This window comes from Winogradskyella sp. ECml5-4, from assembly GCF_036903175.1.
Taxonomy (GTDB): Bacteria; Bacteroidota; Bacteroidia; order Flavobacteriales; family Flavobacteriaceae; genus Winogradskyella; species Winogradskyella damuponensis.
Window position 1 is genome coordinate 1 of the sequence record NZ_JAYJLF010000014.1, and the last position, 26,828, is coordinate 26,828.

The 26,828-nt window shown below is 32.0% G+C and carries 32 protein-coding genes; 18 read left to right on the forward strand and 14 right to left on the reverse strand.

Translation table 11 applies throughout. From position 1 onward, the window contains the following. Positions 1 to 155: 155 nt before the first annotated feature. The 6 genes from VDP25_RS13935 to VDP25_RS13960 all read right to left on the reverse strand — a co-directional run bounded on the left by VDP25_RS13935 (position 156) and on the right by VDP25_RS13960 (position 6,143). Positions 156 to 1,181: a cytochrome-c peroxidase gene (locus tag VDP25_RS13935; RefSeq protein WP_334470786.1), complete on the reverse strand. Its 1,026-nt coding sequence runs from the start codon at positions 1,179 to 1,181 to the stop codon at positions 156 to 158. Between the two features lie 68 nt (positions 1,182 to 1,249). After that, a complete protein-coding gene (locus tag VDP25_RS13940; protein ID WP_334470788.1) occupies positions 1,250 to 2,116 on the reverse strand; it encodes an MbnP family protein in 867 nt (288 codons plus the stop codon). A gap of 41 nt (positions 2,117 to 2,157) precedes the next feature. Further along, positions 2,158 to 2,544 (reverse strand): hypothetical protein, encoded by a 387-nt coding sequence (locus tag VDP25_RS13945; protein WP_334470790.1) that lies wholly within the window; start codon positions 2,542 to 2,544, stop codon positions 2,158 to 2,160. Between the two features lie 4 nt (positions 2,545 to 2,548). Next, entirely contained in the window at positions 2,549 to 4,543 is a 1,995-nt protein-coding gene (locus tag VDP25_RS13950; protein WP_334470792.1) for a TonB-dependent receptor plug domain-containing protein, read from the reverse strand. A gap of 2 nt (positions 4,544 to 4,545) precedes the next feature. Next, positions 4,546 to 5,469, reverse strand: coding sequence for a hypothetical protein (locus VDP25_RS13955; protein ID WP_334470794.1), 924 nt, complete (start codon positions 5,467 to 5,469; stop codon positions 4,546 to 4,548). Positions 5,470 to 5,777: 308 nt separating this feature from the next. Further along, positions 5,778 to 6,143 (reverse strand): hypothetical protein, encoded by a 366-nt coding sequence (locus tag VDP25_RS13960; protein WP_334470796.1) that lies wholly within the window; start codon positions 6,141 to 6,143, stop codon positions 5,778 to 5,780. A 263-nt stretch (positions 6,144 to 6,406) separates the two neighbouring features. Here VDP25_RS13960 and VDP25_RS13965 point away from each other — a divergent pair, with 263 nt between their 5' ends. Further along, a complete protein-coding gene (locus tag VDP25_RS13965; RefSeq protein WP_334470798.1) occupies positions 6,407 to 7,363 on the forward strand; it encodes a bile acid:sodium symporter family protein in 957 nt (318 codons plus the stop codon). Positions 7,364 to 7,375: 12 nt separating this feature from the next. Here VDP25_RS13965 and VDP25_RS13970 read toward each other — a convergent pair whose 3' ends face one another. Together VDP25_RS13970 and VDP25_RS13975 are read right to left on the reverse strand one after the other, a co-directional pair. Further along, positions 7,376 to 7,528: a hypothetical protein gene (locus VDP25_RS13970; RefSeq protein WP_215924424.1), complete on the reverse strand. Its 153-nt coding sequence runs from the start codon at positions 7,526 to 7,528 to the stop codon at positions 7,376 to 7,378. Positions 7,529 to 7,539: 11 nt separating this feature from the next. After that, positions 7,540 to 8,904: an NAD-dependent succinate-semialdehyde dehydrogenase gene (locus VDP25_RS13975; RefSeq protein ID WP_334470800.1), complete on the reverse strand. Its 1,365-nt coding sequence runs from the start codon at positions 8,902 to 8,904 to the stop codon at positions 7,540 to 7,542. 198 nt (positions 8,905 to 9,102) lie between these two features. Between VDP25_RS13975 and VDP25_RS13980 the strand changes: the two genes are divergently transcribed. From VDP25_RS13980 to VDP25_RS14025, 10 genes are all read left to right on the forward strand, one after another. Next, positions 9,103 to 9,435 (forward strand): YtxH domain-containing protein, encoded by a 333-nt coding sequence (locus VDP25_RS13980; protein ID WP_334470802.1) that lies wholly within the window; start codon positions 9,103 to 9,105, stop codon positions 9,433 to 9,435. A gap of 3 nt (positions 9,436 to 9,438) precedes the next feature. Continuing rightward, complete coding sequence (locus VDP25_RS13985; RefSeq protein ID WP_334470804.1) at positions 9,439 to 9,786, forward strand: hypothetical protein; 348 nt, start codon at positions 9,439 to 9,441, stop codon at positions 9,784 to 9,786. 1 nt (position 9,787) lies between these two features. Then, positions 9,788 to 9,994: a DUF6327 family protein gene (locus VDP25_RS13990; RefSeq protein ID WP_334470806.1), complete on the forward strand. Its 207-nt coding sequence runs from the start codon at positions 9,788 to 9,790 to the stop codon at positions 9,992 to 9,994. Between the two features lie 256 nt (positions 9,995 to 10,250). After that, the gene (locus VDP25_RS13995; RefSeq protein WP_334470808.1) at positions 10,251 to 10,685 is read left to right on the forward strand and encodes a hemerythrin domain-containing protein; all 435 of its coding nucleotides are present in this window, start codon (positions 10,251 to 10,253) and stop codon (positions 10,683 to 10,685) included. A gap of 160 nt (positions 10,686 to 10,845) precedes the next feature. Then, positions 10,846 to 11,295, forward strand: coding sequence for a ferritin-like domain-containing protein (locus VDP25_RS14000; RefSeq protein ID WP_334470810.1), 450 nt, complete (start codon positions 10,846 to 10,848; stop codon positions 11,293 to 11,295). 205 nt (positions 11,296 to 11,500) lie between these two features. Beyond that, complete coding sequence (locus tag VDP25_RS14005; protein ID WP_215924438.1) at positions 11,501 to 11,662, forward strand: DUF1328 family protein; 162 nt, start codon at positions 11,501 to 11,503, stop codon at positions 11,660 to 11,662. Positions 11,663 to 11,958: 296 nt separating this feature from the next. After that, complete coding sequence (locus VDP25_RS14010) at positions 11,959 to 13,755, forward strand: tetratricopeptide repeat-containing sensor histidine kinase (RefSeq protein WP_334470812.1); 1,797 nt, start codon at positions 11,959 to 11,961, stop codon at positions 13,753 to 13,755. Between the two features lie 3 nt (positions 13,756 to 13,758). After that, positions 13,759 to 14,406: a response regulator transcription factor gene (locus VDP25_RS14015; RefSeq protein ID WP_334470814.1), complete on the forward strand. Its 648-nt coding sequence runs from the start codon at positions 13,759 to 13,761 to the stop codon at positions 14,404 to 14,406. A 109-nt stretch (positions 14,407 to 14,515) separates the two neighbouring features. Then, entirely contained in the window at positions 14,516 to 14,938 is a 423-nt protein-coding gene (locus VDP25_RS14020; protein ID WP_334470816.1) for a hypothetical protein, read from the forward strand. Positions 14,939 to 14,968: 30 nt separating this feature from the next. Next, complete coding sequence (locus VDP25_RS14025; RefSeq protein ID WP_334470818.1) at positions 14,969 to 15,580, forward strand: hypothetical protein; 612 nt, start codon at positions 14,969 to 14,971, stop codon at positions 15,578 to 15,580. A gap of 94 nt (positions 15,581 to 15,674) precedes the next feature. Here the strand turns inward: VDP25_RS14025 and VDP25_RS14030 are convergent, their stop codons facing one another. Next, positions 15,675 to 16,154 (reverse strand): hypothetical protein, encoded by a 480-nt coding sequence (locus VDP25_RS14030; RefSeq protein WP_334470820.1) that lies wholly within the window; start codon positions 16,152 to 16,154, stop codon positions 15,675 to 15,677. A gap of 161 nt (positions 16,155 to 16,315) precedes the next feature. On the opposite strand from VDP25_RS14030, the gene trxB reads away from it, so the two are divergent. The 5 genes from trxB (at position 16,316) to VDP25_RS14055 (ending at position 20,468) form a co-directional block, all read left to right on the forward strand. Then, entirely contained in the window at positions 16,316 to 17,299 is a 984-nt protein-coding gene (gene trxB / locus VDP25_RS14035) for a thioredoxin-disulfide reductase (protein ID WP_215924450.1), read from the forward strand. 15 nt (positions 17,300 to 17,314) lie between these two features. Beyond that, a complete protein-coding gene (locus tag VDP25_RS14040) occupies positions 17,315 to 17,719 on the forward strand; it encodes a lipocalin family protein (RefSeq protein WP_334470823.1) in 405 nt (134 codons plus the stop codon). 183 nt (positions 17,720 to 17,902) lie between these two features. Next, complete coding sequence (locus VDP25_RS14045; RefSeq protein ID WP_334470825.1) at positions 17,903 to 18,493, forward strand: YceI family protein; 591 nt, start codon at positions 17,903 to 17,905, stop codon at positions 18,491 to 18,493. A gap of 38 nt (positions 18,494 to 18,531) precedes the next feature. Further along, a complete protein-coding gene (locus VDP25_RS14050) occupies positions 18,532 to 19,809 on the forward strand; it encodes a hypothetical protein (protein ID WP_334470827.1) in 1,278 nt (425 codons plus the stop codon). A 62-nt stretch (positions 19,810 to 19,871) separates the two neighbouring features. Further along, positions 19,872 to 20,468: a YceI family protein gene (locus VDP25_RS14055; RefSeq protein ID WP_334470829.1), complete on the forward strand. Its 597-nt coding sequence runs from the start codon at positions 19,872 to 19,874 to the stop codon at positions 20,466 to 20,468. Positions 20,469 to 20,477: 9 nt separating this feature from the next. On the opposite strand, the gene VDP25_RS14060 is transcribed toward VDP25_RS14055, so the two are convergent. The 5 genes from VDP25_RS14060 to VDP25_RS14080 form a co-directional block, all read right to left on the reverse strand. Then, on the reverse strand, positions 20,478 to 21,314 hold the full coding sequence (locus VDP25_RS14060; RefSeq protein ID WP_334470831.1) for a GIN domain-containing protein: 837 nt from the start codon (positions 21,312 to 21,314) through the stop codon (positions 20,478 to 20,480). Positions 21,315 to 21,560: 246 nt separating this feature from the next. Continuing rightward, positions 21,561 to 22,289, reverse strand: a complete 729-nt coding sequence (locus VDP25_RS14065; protein ID WP_334470833.1) for a head GIN domain-containing protein — start codon at positions 22,287 to 22,289, stop codon at positions 21,561 to 21,563. Between the two features lie 98 nt (positions 22,290 to 22,387). After that, positions 22,388 to 24,175, reverse strand: a complete 1,788-nt coding sequence (locus tag VDP25_RS14070) for a PspC domain-containing protein (RefSeq protein WP_334470835.1) — start codon at positions 24,173 to 24,175, stop codon at positions 22,388 to 22,390. Then, entirely contained in the window at positions 24,172 to 24,513 is a 342-nt protein-coding gene (locus VDP25_RS14075) for a PadR family transcriptional regulator (RefSeq protein ID WP_215924464.1), read from the reverse strand. The genes VDP25_RS14070 and VDP25_RS14075 overlap by 4 nt, the downstream gene beginning before the upstream one ends. 116 nt (positions 24,514 to 24,629) lie before the next feature. Continuing rightward, positions 24,630 to 25,076, reverse strand: coding sequence for a DUF4870 domain-containing protein (locus VDP25_RS14080; RefSeq protein ID WP_215924466.1), 447 nt, complete (start codon positions 25,074 to 25,076; stop codon positions 24,630 to 24,632). Positions 25,077 to 25,222: 146 nt separating this feature from the next. Between VDP25_RS14080 and VDP25_RS14085 the strand changes: the two genes are divergently transcribed. Continuing rightward, the gene (locus VDP25_RS14085; protein ID WP_215924468.1) at positions 25,223 to 25,678 is read left to right on the forward strand and encodes a DUF4442 domain-containing protein; all 456 of its coding nucleotides are present in this window, start codon (positions 25,223 to 25,225) and stop codon (positions 25,676 to 25,678) included. A gap of 126 nt (positions 25,679 to 25,804) precedes the next feature. Next, positions 25,805 to 26,629, forward strand: a complete 825-nt coding sequence (locus tag VDP25_RS14090; protein WP_215924470.1) for a TIGR00266 family protein — start codon at positions 25,805 to 25,807, stop codon at positions 26,627 to 26,629. Positions 26,630 to 26,828 lie beyond the last annotated feature (199 nt).

Genomic DNA, 26,828 nt, shown 5'->3' on the forward strand with positions numbered 1-26,828 from the left:
ATTAAAAATTCAGGAAGAATAAGTTTCAGTAGTTCTAGATAATTGTCCAAAAGTCTTTTTTTTTACAAAAATCAGAATCTTTTTTTAATCATCACACACAACTTTTAGCAATGACCCATGAAGTCGCTAAATTATTTCAAGCTATCTTATCAGGTTTAATATTCAAGACCTAAAAATTCAGCATCACTTAAGGTTTTCATAAAAGCAATTAAATCTGTTTTTTCTTGAGCTGTAAGTGGGATTCTATTGTTATTATCTTTTAAAATAGGGTCGAGGTTATCTGCCTCTAATACTCCGTTATCTAAATAATCGAGTAGGTCTTCTAAAGTTGCAAATTGTCCGAAGCTGCCGTAAGGAGCAGTATATTCTATATTTCTTAAGCTAGGCACTCTAAAACGCATATAATCTTCAACAAGACCTGTGATTCTGGCACGTCCTCCTTCTTCAGAATCTGGATTTATAGGAAACCCAATATTTCTAAAACTTTGATCTGTAAATAATTCTGTGCTGTGACAGCTTATACATTTGTTTTGAAAAACAGCATAGCCTTGTGCTTCACTTGTTGTAAATGTTTCTCCTTCGTTTTGTTTAACTCTATCGTATTTACTGTTTGAAGATATGAGCGTGTATTCATATTGCGCAATACTATTGTAAATACCATCTGCTGTAATACCTTCTCCTTGAAAAGCTTTATTAAATAGCTCTATATAAGAAGGATCGCTTTCAAGTTTACCAATAACCTCTAAAATAGAGGAATCCATTTCTTCGTGTGTAATGATAGGAGCCAATGGTTGGTTTTCTAATTGGAGTTTATTACCATCCCAATTATAAAATTGCATAAATGCCATGTTTTGTACAGGCGGAGCATTACGAAGTCCTATTCGTTCCTCAATTCCAATAGCTTTTGGGTTGTGATCAGCAAAGGCACTTTCTTGTATGTGGCAACTTGAACAGGAAATGGTGTTGTCTGCACTTAATTGTCTGTCAAAGAATAATTTTTTACCTAATTCAACTCCATATTGCGTTGGCATATTATTGTAAACCGAACTGTTTAGTTCTGGAAAATCAATTGGAATATTCAGTGTTAATTCAGGGTTGTCATATATAATAGGCTCAGTATCATTAGTGCTACATCCTGTAAATAAAAGGATGATAGCGATACTTTGTATTGTTTTTTTCATTTTGCTATAAAACTATAATAGAGTCGGCTATGGTGTTTTATCATAGCCGACCCATTAATTTTTTAGATTTAGTTTTCTACTGAAGTAACAGAGAACATTCCTGTATGGTCTGTTGTACCATTACCACCAATATTTTCGACAAACTTCATCATTTCAGTAGCTGTATGAGCACTTGGTGTTGCATTATTGGTAATGTCTTCTGTAGAGACTAATGTTACCGTATGACTTTCGCCACTTAAGAAATAATCAAAATCGGCTTTAATGTTAATTGTAGGTGCACTATTGCCAACAGTAGTTGTTGTAGGAAGTACAATTGTAATATCTCTATAAGCATCAACACCTTGCGTATAAGCACCTTCTTCACCTTCTACTGTACTTCCAGAATGGAAAGACAATTGCTTATTATCGGTATCATAGAACCCTTCGAGTTTTGTAAAACGGTATCCCGTTCCCCATTCCCAATGCATTTGTGTATCATTTGCTCCTGCATTTTCATAAAATGTAGGGAAACTTACTTGATCTAAAGTATTTAAATCAGATCTTACACCTAAACCAAATTTTATTTCTGTGTAATCTCCTGCAGGAATATCACTCATAACATAACTCAATGTTTCTGGTTTTGACTGATCTACAACCGTAGCTCCGTTATCTAAATCATTTACATGATAAGGAATTTCAGTGCCATCTGCTTTTATAAGACGAATGTTACTAATAACGTATTTAACTTCTTCAAAGTGGTGAATTTGTCCAGCATCAGAAGTGTTTTTAGTCGCAGCACTAGATGTTGCATCTCCTAGAACAATAGGTGTGTCGCCAAATGTGTTATTGAATTCTAAGGTTATATTATTTGCAACAGGATTATTGTCATCGCTACTACAAGACATGAATGCAACGACTACGGCTGCTGATAAAATATATTTTTTAAGATTTTTCATTTTTTTAAATTTATGTTAATTGATATGTTTATTTTTTTATGTTAAGCGTTTTCTAAATCAGCACTTAACATCGGAGGAGGTACTAGGACTTCTAGATAGGGTTCCGAATGATGGAACTCTATATATATCAATTTTACTTTGGTTTTAATGACGTTTGGAGTTTCTATTTCATATGCAATATTTGAATAAAAAACCAAATCGAAATTTTTGGTATTAAGTATTTTTTCAGAATCGGTGTTTTCCGTTTCTTGTAATTCTTTACTTAAATAACATTTTCCATTACAATGGAGTTCAGGTTTGTTTTTATTGATACAAAACTGCTCTGTAATTGCTTTTTGGTTGAGTTTAAAGTGCATTACAACGACGGCTTGCTGTGAAACAACAAACAGAAATATTAAAGTCATTATGGAGCTAAAAACTCGTTGCATTAGTTTAGAAGTTGAATTTTAAAGAGGTGAAAATATTGCGTCCCATTCTTGGTATATTTCCCCAATCTGCATAAGTACTGTAATATTCATTAAGTATATTTTCTGCGCCAACCTGAACAACGGTCTTGTAATCTTTAATTTTAAACGTGTAGTCTGCAGACAGGTTCCAAATGGTATAAGAAGGAGTTTGATCTTCTCCGTATTCTGGACTGTAATTAATTTGTTCTAAATCGCCATTAACCGACGTTTGAAAATTAAATCGGTTGTATCTATAATGTATTGATGATTGGTAACTTAAAGGTCTAATAAATGGTAAGTTGTTTTTGTTATCGTCTTTTCCGCGAGCATAAGTTAATACACCTTTCCAATGAAGATTGTCTAAAATGGTATAGCTAGTATTTAATGAAAAATTAAATAAGGTTGAGTACTCTAAGGAGGTATAACCTTTAACACCAACAGACTGATAATTCATGGGACTTCCCAAACTTAAAATTCGACCAATGATGTAATTCTCAATGTAGAAATAATTTACGTTTGCTTGTAAACTGAATTTATCATCTTTATAACCAGCACTAGCATTACCTTCGTATGATATCTCGTTTTTAAGGTCAGGATTACCAATATAATCGTAACGGTCAAAACTATTATAAATGTAATAGCCATAGCCTTCAGAAACAGAAGGAGCTCTATGGCCATAGCCACCTCCTACGGAAAAATTAAAATTTTTAATATCTAATTGATAACCTGCGTGTAAACTAGGTAGTATTCGTGTTTTTTCTTGAGGCGTTCCAGGGTGAAAAATCCAGTTAAACTCTACGTATTTAGAGTGGTTGTAATTGATGCCTAACGCCCCACCAAAATTAAGCTGACTTTTGTCTGAAATCTCCCAAGAGTTATTTAGAGAAAGTCCTGCAAAAGTCGTCGTAACTGCAGGCCAACTGTAAGCAAACATAGAGCGTTCACTCCGGTCTTGTGGATACATACGCATTTCGGCTGTAGATAAATTGTTATAAGCGTTCAGCTGAATTTCAGAACTAAAATTATTGCTTTTCAAATTTGCTTTAGATAGTAATCCATAAGTAGTGCTCCAGCCAGGCATATCCATATGTACTAAATTTTCTGGACGTGTGGTATCGTCCATATAATGTTCTATAGCATTAAAATAAATTTTAGTGTCTAAGGCTCTAAATAGTCCTTCTTTAAACAATTGCTTATATGTTGCTGATGTAATTAAGGCACGCGACAACCATAAATCCATAGGTAAAGCTGGGTAACCAACATCTTTAGCTTCATCATAAATTGCTTCAACTTTTACAGAAGATAATTCGCTTGTTTTATAGGCTAAACCTAGTGATGCATTGAATTTAGTAAATTGAGAGTGTTTGACTTCCTCAGTGTTACCATCACTATAGTTTTCAGCTTTTCTATACGCCAAGCTTCCATCTGCCGCAAATTTGCTGCCGGAATAAGATGCATTGGCCAAATTGAAAAATTGTTTGTTATTAAATTCAAAGCTGGTTTGGTAAGCTCCATTCCATTTTTTAGAAAGGTTAAATGGTGTGCTTTTTCGTTTTAAATCAATGCTTCCTGCAACAGTAGCTCCATGCATACTGCCTTCTTGTCCAGACTTGATATCAATTTTAGAGAGGTTGTTACTTTCTACATACGAGGTGATAGGATCCATTTTATCAGTACAAGCACCAAAAACATGCATACCATCAATAGTAATTGTAGAGCGTTCTGAGCTCATATTATTTAGCAAAGGTTCCCAAGCGTATGCTCCACGTTTTATAAAACTAATATTATCTGAAGACGCCAAAAACTCGTCAACTGTAACGGCCATTTTCATGTCTGTTTCAATTTTCTTTTTAATTATAGTAATTAACTGTACCTCGTCTAAAGCGACAATGCTGTCTTTCTTTTTCTCTTTTTCTGTGTTTTGTGCTGTGGTAAATAGGCTAACAAAAAGCAGTATGACTAGTGTTATGGATTTTTTCATTATTAAAACAGTATATCAATATGCAATTCGCTTCTTTCTCCTTCAATACCTGGTGTAAAATCAGTTGAAACTTCGGTGCCTTTAATAATGTCTCCGTCTGGATTCTGAAGTCTAAAATTTAAGGTCCAGTTTCCGGTCATGGTATAATTAACTGTTCCGTAATACAAGCCATCTTCCTGTTGTGTTAAATCTTGATTGTTTGGAGATGAGTGATTTCCCATTGAAGGTTCTGGCATTCTGGGATCTAATAATAAAGTGTAGTTGGAAACTTCTGTATATGAAAACTGTGAAGGGTCTGGGAATGTTCCAGCTTCATTGGAAGGCTGGTTGTATTTGTAAATTCCTGCAACCAATTCGTTTTCTGCAATTTTAGGTTTCTGTGGTGCAACCAAAACGATAAAATATTGCTCTCCGTCATTGGCTGTAAAAGCAACCATGTTTAAGTTCATGTTCGCCTGTTCTTCAACAATGATGTCTTGATTTACAGTAAAGGTTTCTCCATTATCTGTAAATGAAATATGCACTTCCCAGTTTTCTAACTCATTACTTTCGCTTGTAAATACAGCGTAACCAGAATAATAGTCGTTTTCTGTACTATAATTTAAGTTGTATTGATGTGGACATGAAGCGTTGTTGCCATTATAATTAGTGATAATGGGTAAGAACGTGACGTTAGACGTGCTAATGTTTTCGTTAGTTTGGGTATTAGTAATTGTTAAATGGATGTCATTATAGCCTTTATACAGTGTCCCATTTAAAGCTTCTATACGAATTTGATAGTTGTTTTTATTTATTGAAACGACTTCGTTGTACTCAAAATGCTCTACAACTTCAGTACTTATTTCAGCTTCGTAATCGGTTTTATCTAGGGTACAAGATGTCACTGCAACAAGTGCTGCAATGACAAAAAATATATTTTTTTTCATCACTTATAGGTGTTTTATTAAAAAAACTTGAAAATATAGCAGCGTATATCCCAACTAATAAATACCTATTGAAAACGCAATAGCATTGTATTAAATTAGGAATGTATGAAGACAGAAAAGGTCTTAATACCGCTACAAGAAATAAATAGAAGACTCGTGTATAAGATTACTTTTATTGTACGGATTGTACAACAAGACTAGTATGTACGCTCATATGTTAAATTATTAGTGTAAAGCATACCACATAATACCTATGTAAAGCGTTTGGCTATTGATAGGATTATAAATTACAAGGTCTCTATTTAAACTTAAGCTAAAGGAGGATGAAAGATAAAATTCATAAAATCGAATTTATAAATTTTATTATAAGAAGATTCAATTTTTAAATGTTCTGTATTAACAGCAATAACGAGATTGTCATCAAAAAGATCTTGAAAGAAGATGACTTGATGTTCTGTTGAAGAAGAGTGATTTTTGTCGTTACTTTTTTCGGAATCGGAAGCTTTTGCTAATTCTTTTTTTAAATGACATTTACCGTTACAAGCTAATTCGGGTTTGTCTTTATTGACGCAAAGTTCATTTTTAATGTAGTCATAAAAAGCAGCGTATTCCACAAATGGAATAGTAGGTTTGAGAAGCATAAACAATGCTAAAAAAAGTGTAGCTGTTTTCACAGCGTAAAGGTCTTTATTTTTTTTAAAACTTCCTAATATTTTAAGATTTGAAATGAGTCATATAAGCTTTTAAAAATGGTTGTTATATTAGCTTCAAAAAATCTAATACTGCTTTCAGTTAGACTTGATTTACTATTTGTAAACCTGTTTAGGTTTTCAAAAAATAAGATAATTAGCTTGTCTTTTTTGTAATTAAATGATATTATTTTAGAGCATTAAATAAAAGAGACTTTATTTAGCAGACAGAAACAAAGTGACCATACATGAGTATAAAGGTTGATAAATTCGTCATATCCATTATTATAGTAATCGTTTTAGCTTATTTCTTTCCAGAATGGGGAATAGAAAGTAGTCAAATTCCTATAGACGCTATTAGTGCGATAGGCATTTCGCTTATATTCTTTTTTTACGGACTTAAGCTAAATCCAACGCAACTTAAAGCTGGGATTAAAAACTGGAAATTGCATCTTTTAGTGCAAGGTTCTACATTTTTAATGTTTCCGTTGTTGATTTTATTACTACGCCCATGTATTCAAAATGAAGCTCAAGAAACCATTTGGTTAGCGTTCTTTTTTTTAGCAGCATTGCCATCTACAGTATCATCGTCTGTAGTGATGGTGGCTATGGCTAAAGGAAATGTACCAGCAGCGATTTTTAATGCAAGTATATCAGGTATTATTGGTATTGTGTTGACTCCACTTTGGATGGGATTGTTTGTAGATAGTATTCAAACGGATTTTGATTTTACTGAAATTTATATCAAGCTCATTGTTCAAATTATTTTACCTGTAATTGTTGGCCTCTTATTGCAACGTTATTTGGGCGATTTTGCTCGTAAGCATAGTAGCAAATTAACTTTGTTTGATAAGGCTATTATCTTATTAATTATTTACAAGAGTTTTGCGGCATCATTTGACAATAATATTTTTAGTGTGGTGTCATTTTTAGATTTACTCTTCCTTTTTATAGGAGTCGTAACGTTATTTATAATTGTTTATTCGCTAACGGGATTTATTTCTAAAAAACTTCAACTCAATAATGAAGATCGTATTACAGCACAATTTTGTGGTACTAAAAAATCATTAGTTCACGGTACTGTTTTTTCTAAAATACTATTCGGAAATATGGCAACTTTAGGTATTGTGTTGTTGCCATTAATGTTGTTTCATGCGACACAAATCTTAATTATAAGTGTTATCGCATCTAAGAAAAGCCGTTAGTTTTTATATTTTCTAAAACCATTCAAAGTGGATTCCAGAGGCAACTACAGCACCTACTAAAATGATAAGTATAAGAATTATTATTCGTGCTCCAAATTTTGTTTTGTTATCCTTTTGAAAGACGTAATCGCGTCTTTTTTCATCTTCTTCTTTTACAAACTTCATAATTTTAAATTTTACTTATTAATATATACGGTTTTCCTATTTACAAAGGCTAGCATACCTTCTTTTGATAATTCTCTGCCATAGCCTGAAATTTTAGTGCCTCCAAACGGTAATCTTGGATCTGATTTAACCATTTCATTGATAAAAAAAGCACCGTCTTCAATTTCTGATGTGCGTTGTAATGCCGCATCGTAATCTGATGTAAACACCATGGTACCTAACCCAAACTTAGACTTTGATGCCATTGTATATGCCTCGTCTTCTGACTGTACTTTAATAATGGCAGCTACAGGACCAAAAGTTTCTTCTTTAAATACAGGCATTTCCGCTGTAACATTAGTTAGGATTGTAGGTTGAAAATAAGCACCATCTCGTGTATTTCCAAGTGTTACTTTAGCACCTAAATCAATTGATCTTTGAACTTGTTTTTCTAAAGTTTCAGCTAAATCTTCACGAGCTAAACACGATATTGTAGTATCGTCTTCTAGTGGATTTCCATAGTTTAAGGCTTTTACTTTTGATGTGAATTTTTCAATAAAGTCATCATAAATATCTTCTACAACTATAAACCGCTTAGCTGCAATGCAACTTTGCCCAGAATTTTGCATTCGTGCTTTTACAATCGTTTCTATGTGTCTGTCTAAATCGGCATCTTTTAAAACAATACACGCGTTGTTTCCACCTAATTCTAATAGTGAAGGTTTAAGGTTTTTTCCTGCGAGTTCTGCTATTTTTCGACCTGCTTTTTCACTTCCAGTTAAGGAAACTGCTTTAACAATGTCATTTGACATAATTTTTTCAATGCCTTCATGATCTGTAACTAAAGTTTGAAAACATCCTTTTGGAAACTTAGCATTTAAAAAAAGTTTTTCAATAGCTATAGCACAACCTGTAACATTAGAAGCGTGTTTTAGAAGTGCTACATTGCCTGCTGCTAATGTTGGCACAGCAAATCTAAATACTTGCCAAAACGGATAATTCCAAGGCATTACAGCTAAAATACAGCCTAAAGGATCATAACTTATAAAGCTTTCATGTGCTTCGGTTGCAATAATGTCGTCTTGTAAAAAATGATCCGAATTTTGGATATAAAAATCAATGAGATAAATACATTTTTCTATTTCAGCTCTACTTTCTGCAATGGGTTTTCCCATTTCTTTTGTAATGAGTAGGCTTAATTCGGTTTTATTCTGGTGTAATTCATTAGCTAAATTTTGCATTAGCGCTACACGCGTTTTAATCTCTAATTGTTTCCATGTTTTAAATGTTGAATCGGCTAATTCTAATTTCTCTTTTAGTTTAGATTCAGAATCCATAGTATAGGTTTCTAAATGATTTCCGTTAAATGGATGGTATGTTTTAATACTTGTTTTCATAGGATTATTCTATTCTTCAAATCTAGATTTATTTATGTCTTTGAGTTAATTCAATTGCTAAAATGTTTGACGCTAACACTAAACTAGCATTACAGCTAATATTGCTATGTAAAGAGTTAAGCTGTGGCTTATCTTGACTATATCTTTGTGTAACAGCAGTGTGCTGAATAATAAAATTAACTATAAAAATTAAATAACATGAGTAATAACGGAAATACAGTTTTAGGGATACTAGCAGGAACAGCAGTAGGAGCGGTTTTAGGAATTTTGTTTGCCCCAGATAAGGGTAGTGTAACTAGACAGAGAATTGCAGACGAAGCAGCAACGAAAAGAGATTTGATGGCAGAGAAGGCTACTGAATTAAGAGATTCTTTAGGTAATAGCATTTCTTCTCATAAAGAAAATTTAGACCATCAAGTAGAATCTATAGTTTCTAATGCAAGTTATAAGGCAGAAGATGTCATCTCTACACTTGAGGCGAAATTAAAGGATTTAAAAGCTAAGAATAAGAATTTACAGAAAAAAGCCTAATAAATGAGTGTTTTTGACGACATAAACCATACAGCAAGCAAAGTTTCACATATTGGTGAGCGCTACGTTAAGGCGTCTCACCAATATTTTAGATTGAAAATTTTTCAACAACTAACATTGTCATTAAGTTTAGTGACTAAGGTATTGGCTGTAGGAAGTCTATTGTTTGCAGGCTTAGTATTCTTATCTATTGCAGCAGCATTAGAAATAGGTAATGCTTTAAATAGCTATGCGCTAGGATTTTTAATAGTAGGTGTGGCTTATGTTATACTGTCACTTATAATCTATAAGTTAAGAACAAAATTCAATTCGTTTATCATAAAAAAAGTAGGACTTAAATTTTTTAATTAATATGAAGACATACGCCACATTTGAAGAAATTGATAACGATTTAAAACGTTTTAAGCTAGAGCGTGATATTGCATGGGAAGAATTAAAATTGACAAAAGGTGAATTTAAGGAAGATTTACAGCCATTAAATTGGGTAAGTACAGCCTTAAAATTAACTGGGAAATACAGTTTTATTGCACTAATTAGAAAATGGATTTTTAAAAAGTAATTTTCAGCTTGTTTTAGTCTTACATGTCTAATAAATATAGTTTAGTTTTTATGTAAAATTTAAAACGACCTTAAAGTAAGATATGGGGTAAACTAAACTCCTTCAGATCGGTCCTCTAAATTATATGGTTTAGCAGGACTTTTTAATGCATTCTCACTAGCGCTCTAAGTTCTATACAGTTAACTTTTAAACTTATAGAGCAAATTTGTTGAGGTTCATAAAATTACCTTTGATTAGTAACCAAAAAGAATTACAAATGAACATATACGAAGCCATACGAATTGACCACGACATCCAAAGAGAGCTTTTAGACAAATTAATACAGACTAAAGGAGACTCAAAAGAGAGAACGGAAATTTTTAATAAACTAAAAAAAGAACTCGATTTGCATGCCAATGCAGAGGAGCGACACTTCTATAAACCCTTAATTCCAACAGATATGATGCAAGAACATGCCAGACATGGAATTGCAGAGCACCATGAGATTGATGAGCTTATAGAACAGTTGGAAGAGACTGAAATGGACTCTTCAGCCTGGCTAAAAACAGCCAAGGATTTAAAAGAAAAAGTAGAACACCATTTGGAAGATGAAGAGCATACTTTTTTTCAGTTATCAGGTAAAATTTTAACCGAAAATCAAAAGGAGGAATTAGCAACAAAATATAATGCATATATGGAAACGCATCGGTAAAAATTAAGAATTAAATCTGTTTTTTATTTGAGCTAAAACTGAAATCTTTTGCATTAAGTTAGGTTGGGTAATTCCCTTAATTTTATCAAATAAAGTAAAGATGTTAAGTGATACACATCTCTAAAATAAAGTATCATAAATTTTAAAAAAAAATAGAATTATGAGTACTTACACAGAAGAAGTCGGAGAAAAATTAAACAATTTATTAGAAAAAACATACGATGCTGAAAAAGGTTTTACTAAAGCGGCAGAAAATATAGAACACGCTTCATTAAAATCATACTTTAGAAACAAAGCGCAAGAGCGTCTTAATTTTGGACGTGAATTAAAGCAGGAAATTAGAAGCTTTAATCAAGATGTAGACAAAGGAGGAAGTTTAACAGGAAAAGCGCACAGAGCGTGGATGGATGTTAAAAGTTTGTTTTCAGCCGATGATGAACAATCGATGTTAAACGAAGCCATTAGGGGAGAAAAAGCTGCTATTGAAGAATATGAAGATGTAATAAATGAGACAAGCCTCCCAATGAGTACAAAATCAATATTACAATCGCAGAAATCCACCATTACTAATGGGTTGGCAAAAATAAATGTATTAGAAGACTTACATTAATAGCGGAACATAGTTAGATTAGGTTTGGTTAGGTTGGGAAAGGTGTCATATGTAAATATGGCACTTTTCCTTTTTATAAATATTAGTTATATGAGTTAGTAATCGTATGAAATGTGTTAAATGTTTGTAGGTTAGTTATTTATCTTTATATCATAAGGAATTAGACGAGCTAGTTTCGAATATTAATACTAAAAACCAAAAAATTATGTTACGTTGGACAATCACATTCGTTATAATAGCAATCATAGCAGCCATCCTTGGATTCGGAGGAATAGCAGGAGCAGCGGCAGGAATAGCAAAAATTATCTTCTTTATCTTTATAGTGCTTTTTGTACTATCTCTATTAAAAGGATTAATAAAGAAGTAATATAGATTATATAGCATTTATAAATAGCCTTGAGAAACATAAATCTCAAGGCTTTTTTTATTTTCACGGAAAACCGTGATAATTAGCATTTTCGATGTATGTAGTATTGTAATATTAATGAAAACACAATAGTAATGCCGTCTAAGTTTAGATAATAGAATAGCAATATATTACATTTGTCAATAGATTTTATAGCAATAATGCAAATTAGAAAAATAGTTTTTCTTGTATTCGGGGTGATGTGCTTTCTAGGTTTTACTCAAGAAAAGCAGCACAATTTTAGGGCGTTTGGTCACATGCCTAATGTTGTTAGCAATGATGTTTTTATAAAATTAAATGCAGCAGAAACACAGCAAGTCCGATTTCAATATTTAGATACTATTGCACAGATTTACCTTAAATCAGGTCATGCAGATTCTTTAATGCATTATGGTAAATTGATGAAAAGTGAAGCGTTTTATAAAGATTCAACGTTTCAGGATCTTAAAGAGATTAAGCTTAGAGCTTTATATTTTGAAGGGGTTGCTGCTCAAAAAATGGGATTGTTAGATGAAGCTACAAGCTCGTATATTCAAGGTATTGAAACATCAACTCCCAAAGATTATATTCATAATTATTTAAAATTACAATTAGCAGAAACGTATTTGTTTAAAGGTGAATTTAACAAAGCTCAAGAGCTTTTAGAAGAATTACCACAAGCCTATACAAATGATGATTTCTATTTGAAAAATGTGGTGATAAAAAGCTTTTTTTTAATTCTACATAAAGATTATGATTTAGCAAAAACGATGATAGATAAAGCATTGTCTAAAGCGTTTATAGAAGATTACCAAAAGTTAAAACTAGAATTACAACTCAATTTGGCAGAAATAGAGTTGAGGCAAGGTCATTACGAAACTCTAATTGATAGTTCAGAAACCATAAAAACTGAAGCTTTAAATAATGGGTTTTACGATTTGTACATTGAAGCAATTTTAGATATTGGCTATGGCTATGCGATGTTAAACAACTACGACATTTCACAAATGGCGTTAAGTACAGCCTATATAAATACCATTCAGTGGAACCGTTTAGAATTGCAACAAAAAGTTATAGATGCATTAGCAAGACTTTATAATGCCAAAGAAGATTATAAAAACGCCTATAGTTTAATGACCCAATACCAAAGTGTTAGTAAGGAAATAGCACGTAAGCAAAATCAACGTTTGGTAAAAGATTTAGAACTTAAATACGAAACCTTAAAAAAGGAAAAAGAGATTGATAAATTACAAAAAGATCAAATATTAAAAGAGGCAGAAATTGAAAGACAAACAACAATAAAGTATGCTTTTTTAATAGGTTTTTTAATCATTCTTATACCCGTTGTTTTATTGCTTGTGGTTTATTATCAAAAGCTACAAACGCAGAGTTTATTAAACAAGCAGCAAGAGGCTATAAATCAACAAGAAGTTAAGACTTTATTACAATCGCAGGAATTAGAATTGGCAAAAAATGCCATCGCAGTTCAATCTAAAGAACGCGACAGAATCGCTAGAGAATTACACGATAGTATAGGTGGTAATTTAGCAGGTATTAAATTAAAGATGAATAGTTTTGGTGACCATCAACCAGAATTTAGGCAGATTTTAAATCAGTTAGATATGACCTATAATCAAGTGAGAGAGATTTCTCATAGTTTAATTCCAAAAGAATTCGAAGGGGCTGCTTTTACGGATTTGCTTAATAATTATGTAAACACCCTAAGTAACACTTCAGTAGATTTGCGCCTAGACGTTTTTCCTAAAGAGGCTATCAATGAAATTAATGTGTCTATTCAAGTTGCCTTATTTAATATTATAAAAGAATTAATTACTAATGCTTTAAAACATGCTAAGGCCGAAGAAGTTAGTATTCAACTCACATCACTTCCCGAAGAAAAGAGTATAGAACTTATTTATGAAGACGATGGTATAGGATTCAATTTAAACGCTAATAATAAAGGCATAGGGCTACGTAATATTGAAACCAGAGTTGCCGATTTTAACGGGACAATTTCTATTAATACAGCTGAGAATAGAGGGACTGTAATAAGTATTAGCTTACCACAAACATAACTTATGAAAACACCATTTTCTATAATAATTGCAGACGATCATGCTATGTTTTTAGATGGCTTGACGAGTATTTTAGCAGAAGAAAAATCCATCAACATTATTCTTACAGCAAAAACAGGGACACAGGTTTTAAAGTATATAAGAATTAATACAGATCAAAAAGTAGATTTAGTTATTACAGATATAAATATGCCAGAAATGGATGGTGTAGAGCTCAATGCTGTAATAAAAGAAGAGTTTCCACACATCAAAACCCTTGTGGTTAGCATGCTTGAAGATGCTAAAAAAATAAAAACACTTACCGAAGCTAATGCAAATGGATATATTTCTAAAAATGCAGAAAAGACAGAGTTATTAAAAGCTATTACATCTATTTTAGGAGGTCAAAATTACTTTTCACCTCACATTAAGCAGATACTAATGGAAGCTATGTTTTCTGCTAAATCTGAACCTGAAATTTCATTAAGTAAACGAGAAACAGAAGTCTTAAAACTCATCGCACAAGAGTTTACAACTCAAGAAATTGCAGACCAGTTGTTTTTAAGTAAGCATACTATTGAAAGTTATCGTAAAAACCTTATCTCTAAGCTAGGAGTACGCAATTTGGCAGGTCTTACGCGTTATGCCGTAGAAAAAGGAATGCTTAAATAATATCTTTATCCCTGAAAACAGGGTAAGCACTTTTACTAGTTACCGTCTGTTTTGCACTGGCTTGTTTATTGAAATTTGCATCATAATTAATCACTAAAAATTAAACATTATGATTTACGGAATTTCATTAATTCTTTTGAGCATTATTGCAGTGCCATCACTTATTTTATCAAAAAAACCTAACGCACAAGAACTGTTAGACAAAGTCGCACCTTACCAAGGTTGGATAGGTATTGTCTTTTGCTTTTTTGGAGTTTGGGGAATTATTTCTGCCTTTCTTAATATGGGCTGGTTATCAGTAGCACCAATTTGGTGGATAACCTTATTAGCAGGAAGCTTTGTAGAAGCTGCACTTGGGTTTATGCTTGGCTTTGGTATGATAAACAAATTATTGCTAAGTAAAAACGAAGCGGCAAAGGAAAAAGCGGCCAAATTAAGAGAAACATTAGCACCCAAACTAGGTAAATTAGGTATTCTAGGCCTTGTAGTTGGCGGTTGGATGATTGCTGCTTCTTTTATGTTTACAGTATAACCACTATAATTCAAACCACTATATTTTATTATGAAACCTATTATTTTAATACTCATGCTATGTGCTTCAGTATATGCAAAAGCACAACAAATAACACCAGAAAGATCAATTACAGTTCATGGTACAGTAGAAAAACCATTAGATGATGTAATGTACAAAACAGAAGTCACCTTGTCATTAGAAAAAGGCTATTATGGAGATGGTCCATATAAAACTTTAGACGAGTTGTTGGCTAAGTATTACGAAGAGGTTAAAAGTCTAAACATTGATACTTCAAAGTTTATAAGGGATGATTTGGCTTTTGCGGCAATGGGTTATAGAACAGAGGGAACTGTTCTTAGATATGAAACCAAGAGCAAAAAAGATATTTTAAAACTTACTAATATAAAAATGTCTCAGGCCATGCCTTCTTATGTTCAGGTTAAATCTAAAATATTTGATGCAGAGATTAAGTTATTAACTCAAAAAGCTCTGGAAAATGCACGCAAAAATGCAGAATTACTTGCGGAAGTTTCAGGAGAGGAAATAGATAAAATATTTTCTATAAGTAGTTACGATTTAGGGGAGGAGTCGTATTGGAGAGCTGCAAATTCTGGCACGGAATATCTTAGATTAACCGTTGTGTATACATTAAAAGACTAATATTTAGTTTTTATTTAGGGGTAAAGTCTGCGTTACATTATTTTAAAAGATGTGCGCAGGCTTTATATATTTTAAAATTTTTACCGTTTGAGTTTTATTCTATACGTTTATAATTTTCAGAATAAATACGATTACCATCTTCATCTAACTCAATTTGTTGAAAACGATTGTTCTGTAATTGTAATTCAAATTTAAACGCTTTTTTTTCAGCAATCACCTCATTCATTACCGCAGATCCAAAATCTAAAACTTCAGTAAGAGTATCGTCTTTATACTTATAAGTGCCATACCCAAACCATTCAGAAGAATCTGCAGGTTTATGTTTACACCACATGACTTTTGTGTCTGTATACATTTTTAATTGTCTAGAGCTTGAAGATGTATTAAAAGAATCTACAGCCACATTATCTTTATAATTATAAAATCCAACTAATTCCCATGTGCCTTTGAGATTTTTGCTATTTGTATCAATAGTTTCCTCAACTTCAACAGCTGTTGTAGTCTTTTCGGGTTGGTCATTACAAGAAGATATAAACACCAATGCAAGGCTTAAAACTAAAATTTTACGAGACATAATTTCTTGGGTTTTACTATTAAACACCTTTAAATTACGAAATTATGAGTAAAAGAAGCCATGATTTAAAATATTTATGATACTATAATTACTGTTAATAACTTCTATGTAAGGATTTATACAAAAAACCTACTTTTGTTTTACGTAATAAAATACATAATATGTCTGATACAATTGAAAAAGTAAAGTGTTTAATTATAGGTTCTGGCCCAGCAGGTTACACAGCTGCAATTTATGCGTCAAGAGCTAATATGTTTCCTGTTTTATACCAAGGAGAGCAGCCTGGTGGTCAATTAACAACTACCAATGAAGTTGAGAATTTTCCTGGATACCCAGAAGGAATTACGGGACCAGAAATGATGATTGAGCTACAAAAGCAAGCAGAACGCTTTGGTACTGATGTGCGCCATGGTTGGATAACTAAAGTAGACTTTTCAGGAGATGTTCATAAAGTTTGGGTAAATGAAGAGAAAGAAATTCATGCAGATACTATTATTATTTCTACAGGAGCATCTGCAAAATATTTAGGTTTACCTTCTGAACAAAAATATTTAAAATTAGGAGGCGGTGTTTCTGCTTGTGCTGTTTGTGATGGTTTCTTTTATAGAAATCAAGAGGTAGTAATTGTAGGAGCTGGAGATTCTGCTTGTGAAGAAGCTCACTACTTATCTAAACTTTGTAAAAAAGTAACCATGTTGGTAAGACGTGATGAATTTAGAGCCTCTAAAATCATGGCACAACGTGTAAAGAATACTGAAAATATTGAAATACTTTTCAACACTGAAACAGATGAGGTTTTAGGTGATGGACAAGTGGTTACAGGAGTTAGAGTCTATAACAACAAAACCAATGAAAAACACGATATTGAAGCTACAGGATTCTTTGTAGCAATTGGTCATAAACCCAATACAGATATTTTTAAAGACTTTTTAGATTTAGACGAAACAGGTTATATTATCAACGCAAAACCAGGGACAAGTAAAACCAATGTAGAAGGAGTTTTTGTAAGTGGAGATGCTGCAGACCATGTGTACAGACAGGCAATTACTGCTGCTGGAACAGGCTGTATGGCTGCTTTAGATGCTGAACGTTATTTGGCAGCTAAAGATTCTGATTTTGAGGTGGCTACTTCTAGTTACAATTAAATAAAAGTAAGCTTAATGAAGAAATACTTATTAGGTGCGTTTGTATTTTTAATTTTGGTATCGTGCTCAAGTGATGACAGTACTGATAATGCAAATAATTCATTACTAATAGGAACATGGACAGGTGTCTCTAGTGTTTTTAATGGGAATAATATAGGTGTTCCTGATAGTAATACAGTGAAATTTACATCTAATAATCGCGTTGAATTTATATATGGAGGCTTCGGAATTAATGGAGAAAATATATCTGAATTTGGAAGCTGGACTAAAAATGAAACCACACTTACAATAACTTGGGATGACTCAGAAGCTGGTTTAGAAGCTTATGTTTTAGAAGTTAATGAGCTAACAGAATCTATTTTAAAGTGGACAACTAGTATAAGTGGAGAAGGAACGCTAGTTGAAACATACCAACGTTAGAAAAAGCTATTATTACAATCTTAATAACTAAAAGCCGAAGCAAATAAACTTCGGCTTTTTTTTATGCAAAATTTTAAAATACCTTAAGCGTTAATTTTTTGTAAGAAATAATTGATGTATGACTTTTGTCATAAATTAAAATGCTTTTTATGTAAATCTTTGCACAAACATAAAAACGCAACTATGAAACATTCAATTAAATTTCCGGTATTTTTTCTAACAGTATTTTTAAGCAGTCTTTTTTCTTTTCAGGTTGCTTTATCTCAAAATTATATCTTAAATAATAACGCTTCAGTTCTAGAAGTTCATGGTACATCTTCTTTACACGATTGGACCTTAGAAACAGAAAAGCAATCAGGTAAAATTGTTATTGCGCATTCAGGAGATTTAGAAATTAAAACTTTAAGTTTTTCTGTAGAAGCAGAGAGTCTTAAAAGTGGGAAATCTTCAATGGACAAAAACACTTATAAGGCCTTAAAAACAGAGGATTATAAAACTATGACTTTTGACCTTGTATCGGTTAAAAAAATAGAGAAGTTATCCGATAAATCGTTTAAAGTTTCTACAACAGGTAAAATGACTATTGCTGGTGTTACAAAAAATATGTCTATAGATATGATTCTAAAACTAGAGGGAAATAAGGTTTTACTCAATGGCGAAAAATCATTTAAAATGACAGATTTTGGAATTGATCCACCTAAAGCATTATTAGGAACTATTAAAACAGGAGATGCAATTAAAATCGAATTCAAATCTGTATTCGAAACCAAATAATATAATTCAAAATCAATTAAAAATTAAACCAATAAATTATGAAATTAGCACTAAAACTCGTAAGCTTTATCATTGTATTGACAATGGGGTATTCTTTATCTGCACAGACAAAAAATAAAAGAGACTTCGATAATTATAGGCAACCAGATCAACGAGGTGTCAATGTTTTTGAGGCAAAAAAGGATACAATCACTTCTTTTGAAGACTTGTATGTTAGAATTGGAGGTTCATTTGCTCTTCAATACCAAGCGCTAGATAACGAAAATTCAGGTACATTACCTTTAGCAGAAGTAGGTAGCAACTTTAACTTAGCAACAGCTAATTTAGATTTAGATGTAGCACTGTATGATGGTGTAAGCATGCATTTAAGAACGTATTTGTCTTCTAGACACCACCATGAGCCTTATGTAAAAGGTGGCTATTTTAAAATAGACAAATTAGATTTTATTAGAGAAGGTTTTATGGAAGACCTAATGAAGCATACAACGATTAAAATTGGACATATGGAAAACAACTATGGTGATGCGCATTTTAGAAGAAGTGATAATGCACAAGCACTATACAACCCATTTGTTGGAAACTTAATAATGGATTCATTTACAACAGAAGTTGGAGCAGAAGTATATTACACAACAGATATGGGACTTTTTGGTATGATAGGATTTACTAATGGTAAATTAAACCAAAGTACAACTGTATCTGATGGAACAACAGGTGGTGCTGCTTTTTTAGCAAAGTTAGGTTATGATAAACAAATCAATGATGATTTCAGATTCAGATTAACAGGATCTTTATATAATACAGGATATGCACCAAATGTATATTTGTATTCTGCAGATAGAGCAGGTTCTAGATATTATAATATTATGCAAGATGCTACTGCAACTAGTGATAATTTTAGATCTGGACGTTTTGATCCTGGATTCAAAAATCAAATTACTGCAATTATGATTAATCCATTTGTGAAATATGGTGGATTAGAAGTATTTGGTACGATTGAAATAACATCAGGTAAAGCATTAGCAGAAACAGACAGAAGAGATGCTAACCAATATGCAGGTGAAGTTATTTACAGATTTGGAGAAACTGAAAATGTGTTTTTAGGCGCACGTTACAATACTGTAAGCGCAGAATTAGCTGGAGGTGATGATGTAAGTATTGATAGATTTCAATTAGGAGCAGGTTGGTTCTTAACTAAGAATGTTCTAATGAAAGCAGAGTACGTAAGCCAAAGTTATAATGATTACCCAGCAGGAGACCTTCTTGAAGATGGTAAATTTGATGGAGTTATACTTGAAGCTGTAATTAGTTTCTAAGTACTAATAAATAAAAAGGCCTTTGTCATTACGATAGAGGCCTTGTTTTTTAATCTTTAGTTATGCTTAAGACATTATCATATATAATTTTATTTTTTTTAGGATCTGCGAGCTTTATTCCTAAAATGGACGTGTCTAAATTTAAGGAATCCACTATAAACCTTTCTTCTGAAAGTTATCTAAAAATTAAAGGAAAAACGAATGTCAGTACTTTTGAATGTCAGTTTGATATGACTGCCATTTCAGAAGCTATTAATATTACATACAAAGATGAAGATAGTATCGTTAAGTTTAACGATACCAAATTAATACTTCCTAATTTAGAGTTTAACTGTGGAGGTAAGGCTATAAATAAAGATTTTAATAAATTACTTAATACTGAAGAGTTTCCAGAAATAACACTCAAGTTAAAAAAGCTTTCTAAATCTAAAACAAAAGCAAACTCTATTACAGCAACTATAGAAATTAACATTAGCAATATCGTAAACACTTATACGATTCCTATTTCTGTAATTAATAATAACAATTTACATGTAAGTGGAGTAATGCCTTTAGATATCAATGATTTTAGTTTAACTGCACCAACAAAAATGTTAGGTATGGTAAAAGTTTCACCTAAAATAGAGATTCAGTTTTCTCTTAAAATACTAGAGCCTTAGTAGTCTTATTTAGCGTTTTTTCTTCTGCAATTTAGCTGTGTCTTCAAATTTCGTAATTGTTATTGCAGGACTTCCAAATAAATAAATTTCACTATTCCCAGAAGCCGCAATAGAAATCTGATCAATTGCAGCAATCGTTAAATCACTACTGCCTTCAATACTTGTATCTGCAGTTTTAACGTCGAATTTTGGACCGTTAAAGTTGGTTGAGTTATCTAATCTAATAACAGAACTATTTGCAGTACCTTCAATAACAGCATCAGAACGTTGGTATAAATCAAAGTCTGCAACTTTACTATTAATTAAGGCATCTAACTTACTGTTGTCACTTAATTCAATTTTTGTAGTATCTGCAGTAAGATTTAACCGTGTTTTCGATTTTCCTGAAGCTTTATAAGTGATAGTTTTAGCGTTAATATTTAAATACGCTCTAGAATTATCTGCAGTTGTTAAAGTAACATCGCCAAGCTCCATAGAGGTTAATGACCTAATTTCTCCGTCACCTCTAGTTTCAATAGTATGAAGGCCATCACTATAGTTTACAGTAATATTTAGTTTCTTTTTAGATGAAATACGAATGGTTTCAACAAAAGTAAGGACACCATCTACAACATTAAACTGAATAACTTCATGTAAGTTATCATCTGCTTCTACATTTACAGAAGGTTTACTATTATAGACAACTTCTATTGAAAAATCACCATCAACTACAATCGAATGGAAATCATCAATATATGTTTGTTTAATAGTGACATTTCTATCTCCTTTAATTTTTTCTGCCGATTGAGCTGTTGCAATAGGTGTAGCAACAATCATTAAAAGCAGAATGAGTAATATTTTTTTCATATTCTAAAGTTTACTGTCTTTTAAGAGACACAAAACGTATCAAATTGGTCACTTTTTAAGGTTTTCTACCGCTTAGATCTATTTTAATTGTCAATATTAATGATTTCTATTTAATATAGGTCAAATAAAAGTTATTAAACTAAGATATACAAAAATCATCCCAAACTCTAATTAGAATTTAGGATGATTTATAATTGATTGGTTGTTAGTGTTTTGTGGGTTAAATAAATATCTAAACTTAAATGATTATTGTTGTTTTACACTACCAGCAGATGTGTCAGTTTTTTCTACTTTTTCAGGATTTCCATAATATTTAATATCTCCACCACTTGTAGCCTTAGCGGTTAACGCTTTTGTGGTGTTTACAAAAATATCAGCACCACTTGTGGCTTTTACATCAGATGTTTCAGCTAAAAGGTTAGAGGCATCAATATCGCTTCCACTTGTTGCAGATGCAGTGAGTGCTTTTGTGGTACCGCTAATTTTTATATCGCTTCCGCTTGTAGAGTTACAATATAATGTTAGCGTTTTTACGTCTAATGTAATATCTGATCCGCTTGTTGTGTTTAATTCCAGTTTGTCAACTTCAATGGTGTTTGTAGAATAAACATCGCTACCGCTTGTGGCTTTTATTACAGAAATGTCTTTAAGGTTGAGTCTAATTTTTTTTGAAGATGCACTTCTTATATTTTGAGTAGAATAAATTCGTAATATATTATTTTCTACATCTGTCATAATTAGATCGTGAAGATTTGCATCTGCCTCAACGCTTAAATTAACATTATTAGATTGAGTAATGTAGAGGTCTAAACCTTGGCTAATTTTAATTTCGTTAAAGTCATTAGAAATAGTCCTCTCTTCTGTGATAACTTCTCTATTACCATCTATTCCTTGTCCAAAATTCATGGAAAAGTTACAGGATAGCATTAATAAACTAATAATACTGGTTACGATAATTCTTGTTAATGTAGTCATGATTTCTGTTGGTTTTTTGATTGATGAAATTTTTATAAATTTAAGTTGATTAGGCTTAATGGTATATTAAAATGTGATGACTTGTAGAATTTTTGGTTTCAATTGTCATTAATTTCAATATTAACACCATTCTCTTCGTTAATTGAGATGGTAACTTCTGATTTTTCTTTATTAGTAATGGTTTCAATAATTTCGCTTGTTTCTTCAATGAATTCTTCATTCTCAATTTCATCATCGCAATCTAAACACTCAACATCATCTTCTTTTACTTTTAGGAAATGGTTTTCCATTCCTCGCTTCAGAATTTCGTTTGAAGATTTATAATAGCGACGAAAATTTTGTGTATTGCTGTTGGCAATAAAGATGCTACCTTCAGGTAGGTACAATATCACTTCAATATGTTGATCGCTAAATTTATTTGAAGCATGCGTAATTAAATATGAATCTAATTTTAGTTCGTTATTTACTATAGAATAATTGTATTTAATTTCATTAGCTCGTTTTCTTGCTAATTCATAACTACTACCTCTTGCCAAAGCAATAATTTTTATGCTAGCTAAAGAGTCTGTGGTAGATTTTACAGTAAGCCTTATATCTGTTGTTGATATAATATTGTTACCATCATCTGTACTACTAATTCTATAGCCATTATTGTCGCTATACAAATGTTTGTTATATTCATCGTGACCAACCATTTTAATTTTTAGTGTATCTCCTGAAGCAATATTTAAAGTGTCGTCAACTTTAGTAAAATTCGCATCATATGCTTGTTCTGTGGCTTGTTTAATTCCTGTAATAATGAGTCCAATAATTGAGACAATCCAAAGACCTAATAATGCAAATTTTGCAATATTCCCTATAGACTTTAGGTTGTTTACCAAAATCTTTAAACCTAAATAGAATATAAAGAAAAATGGAATTCCTACAGCAAAAAATAGTAGTAACGACATTAGCCAAATAGGAATATTAGCCGCATTAGAGGCATTAATAAAATCCATCCCAGGGAAATGAATAACATCAGTGATTCCTACAGTAAATAAAGCGATTATCATGGCTATTAAAGCACTTATACCTACAATAATTAAGATAATACCAATGAATTTTGCAATCACTCTTAAGAAGAACATGATAATTGAACCAATGCCATCAAAAAAGTTTTGAGAGCTCGATTTTAGTTTACTGCCTTGCTTTTGAAAATTAACACCTTTTACGGTTTCCGATATATTATCAGATACATGATCAAAGCCTTCTTTTAGTTTGTCTCCATGTTTTTTTAAATCTACATTTTTTACCGTTTCAGAAACGGTATCAATACCATCTTTAATTTTTTTTTCGATATTACTGATATTTACCGGATCACCAGTCATGGTTAGTTTTTCGGCTGTAGTTTTTGCTTCAGGTATTAATGCCCAAAGTAAAATATAAAGCAGAAAACCTGTACCTGCACCAAATATTAAAAGAAACCAAACAATTCTAATCCACAAGGCATCAATACCAAAATAATGACCTAAACCAGCTGAAACACCACCAACATAAGAGTTGTCTGTGTCTCTAAATAATCGTCTCGATGTTGTTGATTTTTGTTTGTAGTGTTGTTTAGGTTCATCTTCAAAGATTTCGTCATCTACGAGGTAATCTTCTGGTTGCCCCATAATGGCAATAACCTCGTCAACGAGTTTAACACCAACCACTTGTTTTTCGTTTTGTATACGTTCAGAGAATAATTCTGCAATACGAGCTTCTATATCTGCTATAATTTCTGAACGACCTTGAGAGTCTGTAAATGAACGTTTTATAGCCTCAAGATAGCGTTGCAATTTAAGGTATGCATCCTCATCTATATGGAAGAATATACCTGCTAAATTTATATTGACTGTTTTATTCATTTCTTTGTTGTTTTTGTATTGGTTACTAGGTTAACGGCATTTTGTAAGTCGCTCCAGGTTGAGTTTAATTCATTAAGAAACAGCTTTCCTGTTTCGGTAAGTCCATAATATTTTCTTGGTGGTCCAGATGTCGATTCTTCCCAACGGTAATTGAGTAATCCAGCGTTTTTTAATCTTGTTAATAGTGGATATATGGTTCCTTCTACAACAAGCATTTTTGCGTCTTTTAGTGTGCCTAGAATTTCTGCAACATAAGCATCTTCATCTTTTAAAATGGATAATATGCAATATTCTAAAACACCTTTACGCATTTGTGCTTTTGTGTTTTCTATCTTCATATGATATAATTCTTAAATTCTATTAAACTGTTCATTTTTTGATTGATTTGTGATACTGAAGTACGTTCAGTACCGATTGATGAATATTTTGGTTGCTGAAATTAATTCAACATTAATTATTTTAAAAAATTGATGGTAAAAGGATATTTAAACGTCTGTCCATCTCTAGCCGATAAGCTCGCTTTAACAATAAGGGCTAATTCTATTATAAAAGCGATTACTGCCAATGCACCCAATCCACCTCCTATATATAATAAAGGGGAAGGCTCGCCTACATTAATATGAAAATCATGAAAACCATGAAAGTCTATAACATCTAAGCCTCTAAATAATTTAAAGATGAAAAAAGGAACACTTAAAGTGCCTATAATAATAGCATAGAGTAAAACACTAATCTGAAAATTAATGGCTTGCTTACCATGCGTATCTATAAATTCTGATTTATCCTTGTTGGCTGCCCATAATACTATTGGACCAATAAAATTCCCAAACGGAATTACAAACCTAGAAAAGGTAGACAAGTGTATAAATGTCGCTAAATTTTTATGATGATTGTTTAACATGTTTAAAAGTATATAATAGTTGCTTATACAAATATATGTCTTTAAAAAGGTATTATGTTACGCATAGTACTAAAAATTAACATTTTATTAACATTAGTTATGTTGAGTTTTTTCGATTATTTTAGTGAAAAATATTATCAATCTATATGAAAATCACTCCTTCTAAACTCAATAAATATCTAATGTTTAAGCTGCCTGCAGCATATTTTACAGGTGTGAGAACTCAAGAATTAAATAATAACTCTTGTGTTGTTACTGTAAAACATCGTTGGGTAAATCAAAATCCATTTAAATCTATGTTTTGGGCTGTTCAAGGTATGGCGGCAGAGTTAACTACTGGTGCTTTAGTTATGCAAAAGATAAGAGAAAGCGGAAAAAAAATATCTATGTTGGTTGCAAGTAATAACGCATCATTTACTAAAAAAGCTACAGGAAGAATTACATTTAAGTGTGTTGAAGGTGAAAAGATTAATGACGCAATATCAAAAGCAATAGAAACAGGTGAAGGGCAAACAGTTTGGTTAAATGCCAATGGAGTAAATGCAGATGGAGTAGAAGTCTCTTCTTTTAATTTTGAATGGACACTAAAAGTAAAGTCATAGGTTTTACTTTTAAAGTTTACCGTAAATAGGCATAATAAATTTAGTAATTGAAATTTTTATAAACTGTAACAATTTACATATTCTATCAACATATAAGTGAATCAATCTTAAAACAATACATTAATTATGGAAAAATTACCAGATTTTAGCGATAGAAACGCACACGAAATAGATTACCGAATTTATGGTGAAGAAATGCAATATGTAGAAATAGAGTTAGATCCGCAAGAAGCCGTAATTGCAGAATCAGGAAGCTTTATGATGATGGACGATGGCATAAAAATGGATACCATTTTTGGAGATGGTTCAGAAAAAGATACAGGCCTTTTAGGTAAAATACTTGGAGCTGGAAAACGTATTCTTACAGGCGAAAGCTTATTTATGACAGCTTTTTATAACGATCTTGTAGGTAAACGAAACGTGTCTTTTGCTTCTCCTTATCCTGGAAAAATAATTCCGATTGACTTAATGGAATATGGCGGTAAATTTATTTGCCAAAAAGATGCTTTTTTATGCGCGGCAAAAGGGGTTAGTGTAGGTATTGAGTTTTCTAAAAAATTAGGACGTGGACTTTTTGGAGGTGAAGGTTTTATTATGCAAAAGTTAGAAGGAGATGGCATGGCATTTGTTCATGCAGGTGGCACCACAGCCGTAAAAACTTTGGCCGCAGGTGAAACGTTACGTGTAGATACAGGGTGTATTATTGGTTTTACACAAGGTGTAGATTACGATATTGAGTTTGTTGGAGGTATAAAAAATTCCATTTTTGGTGGAGAAGGCTTATTTTTTGCAAGGCTTCAAGGACCAGGAAAAGTATATATTCAATCTTTACCATTTAGTAGATTGGCAGGACGTGTTTTAGCTTCTGTACCAAGAGGTGGAAAGTCTAAAGGAGAAGGTAGTATTTTAGGAGGCTTAGGCGATTTGTTAGATGGTGATAATAGATTTTAAAAATAAATAACTGGCTGTTTTGTAGTTTGTTACGGGTTTGGTGGTTTGTTTTTGCATTCATAAATATTTTAAAGGAGTTATTTCCAAACTTTTAACATAAGAAGCTGTTAAACTTTCTGTGAAAATGAGTTTCATTGTTAATTTTTATTATCTTTAAGACATAATTGAAACAATAGCCTATAGAGAACATCTACTTTTG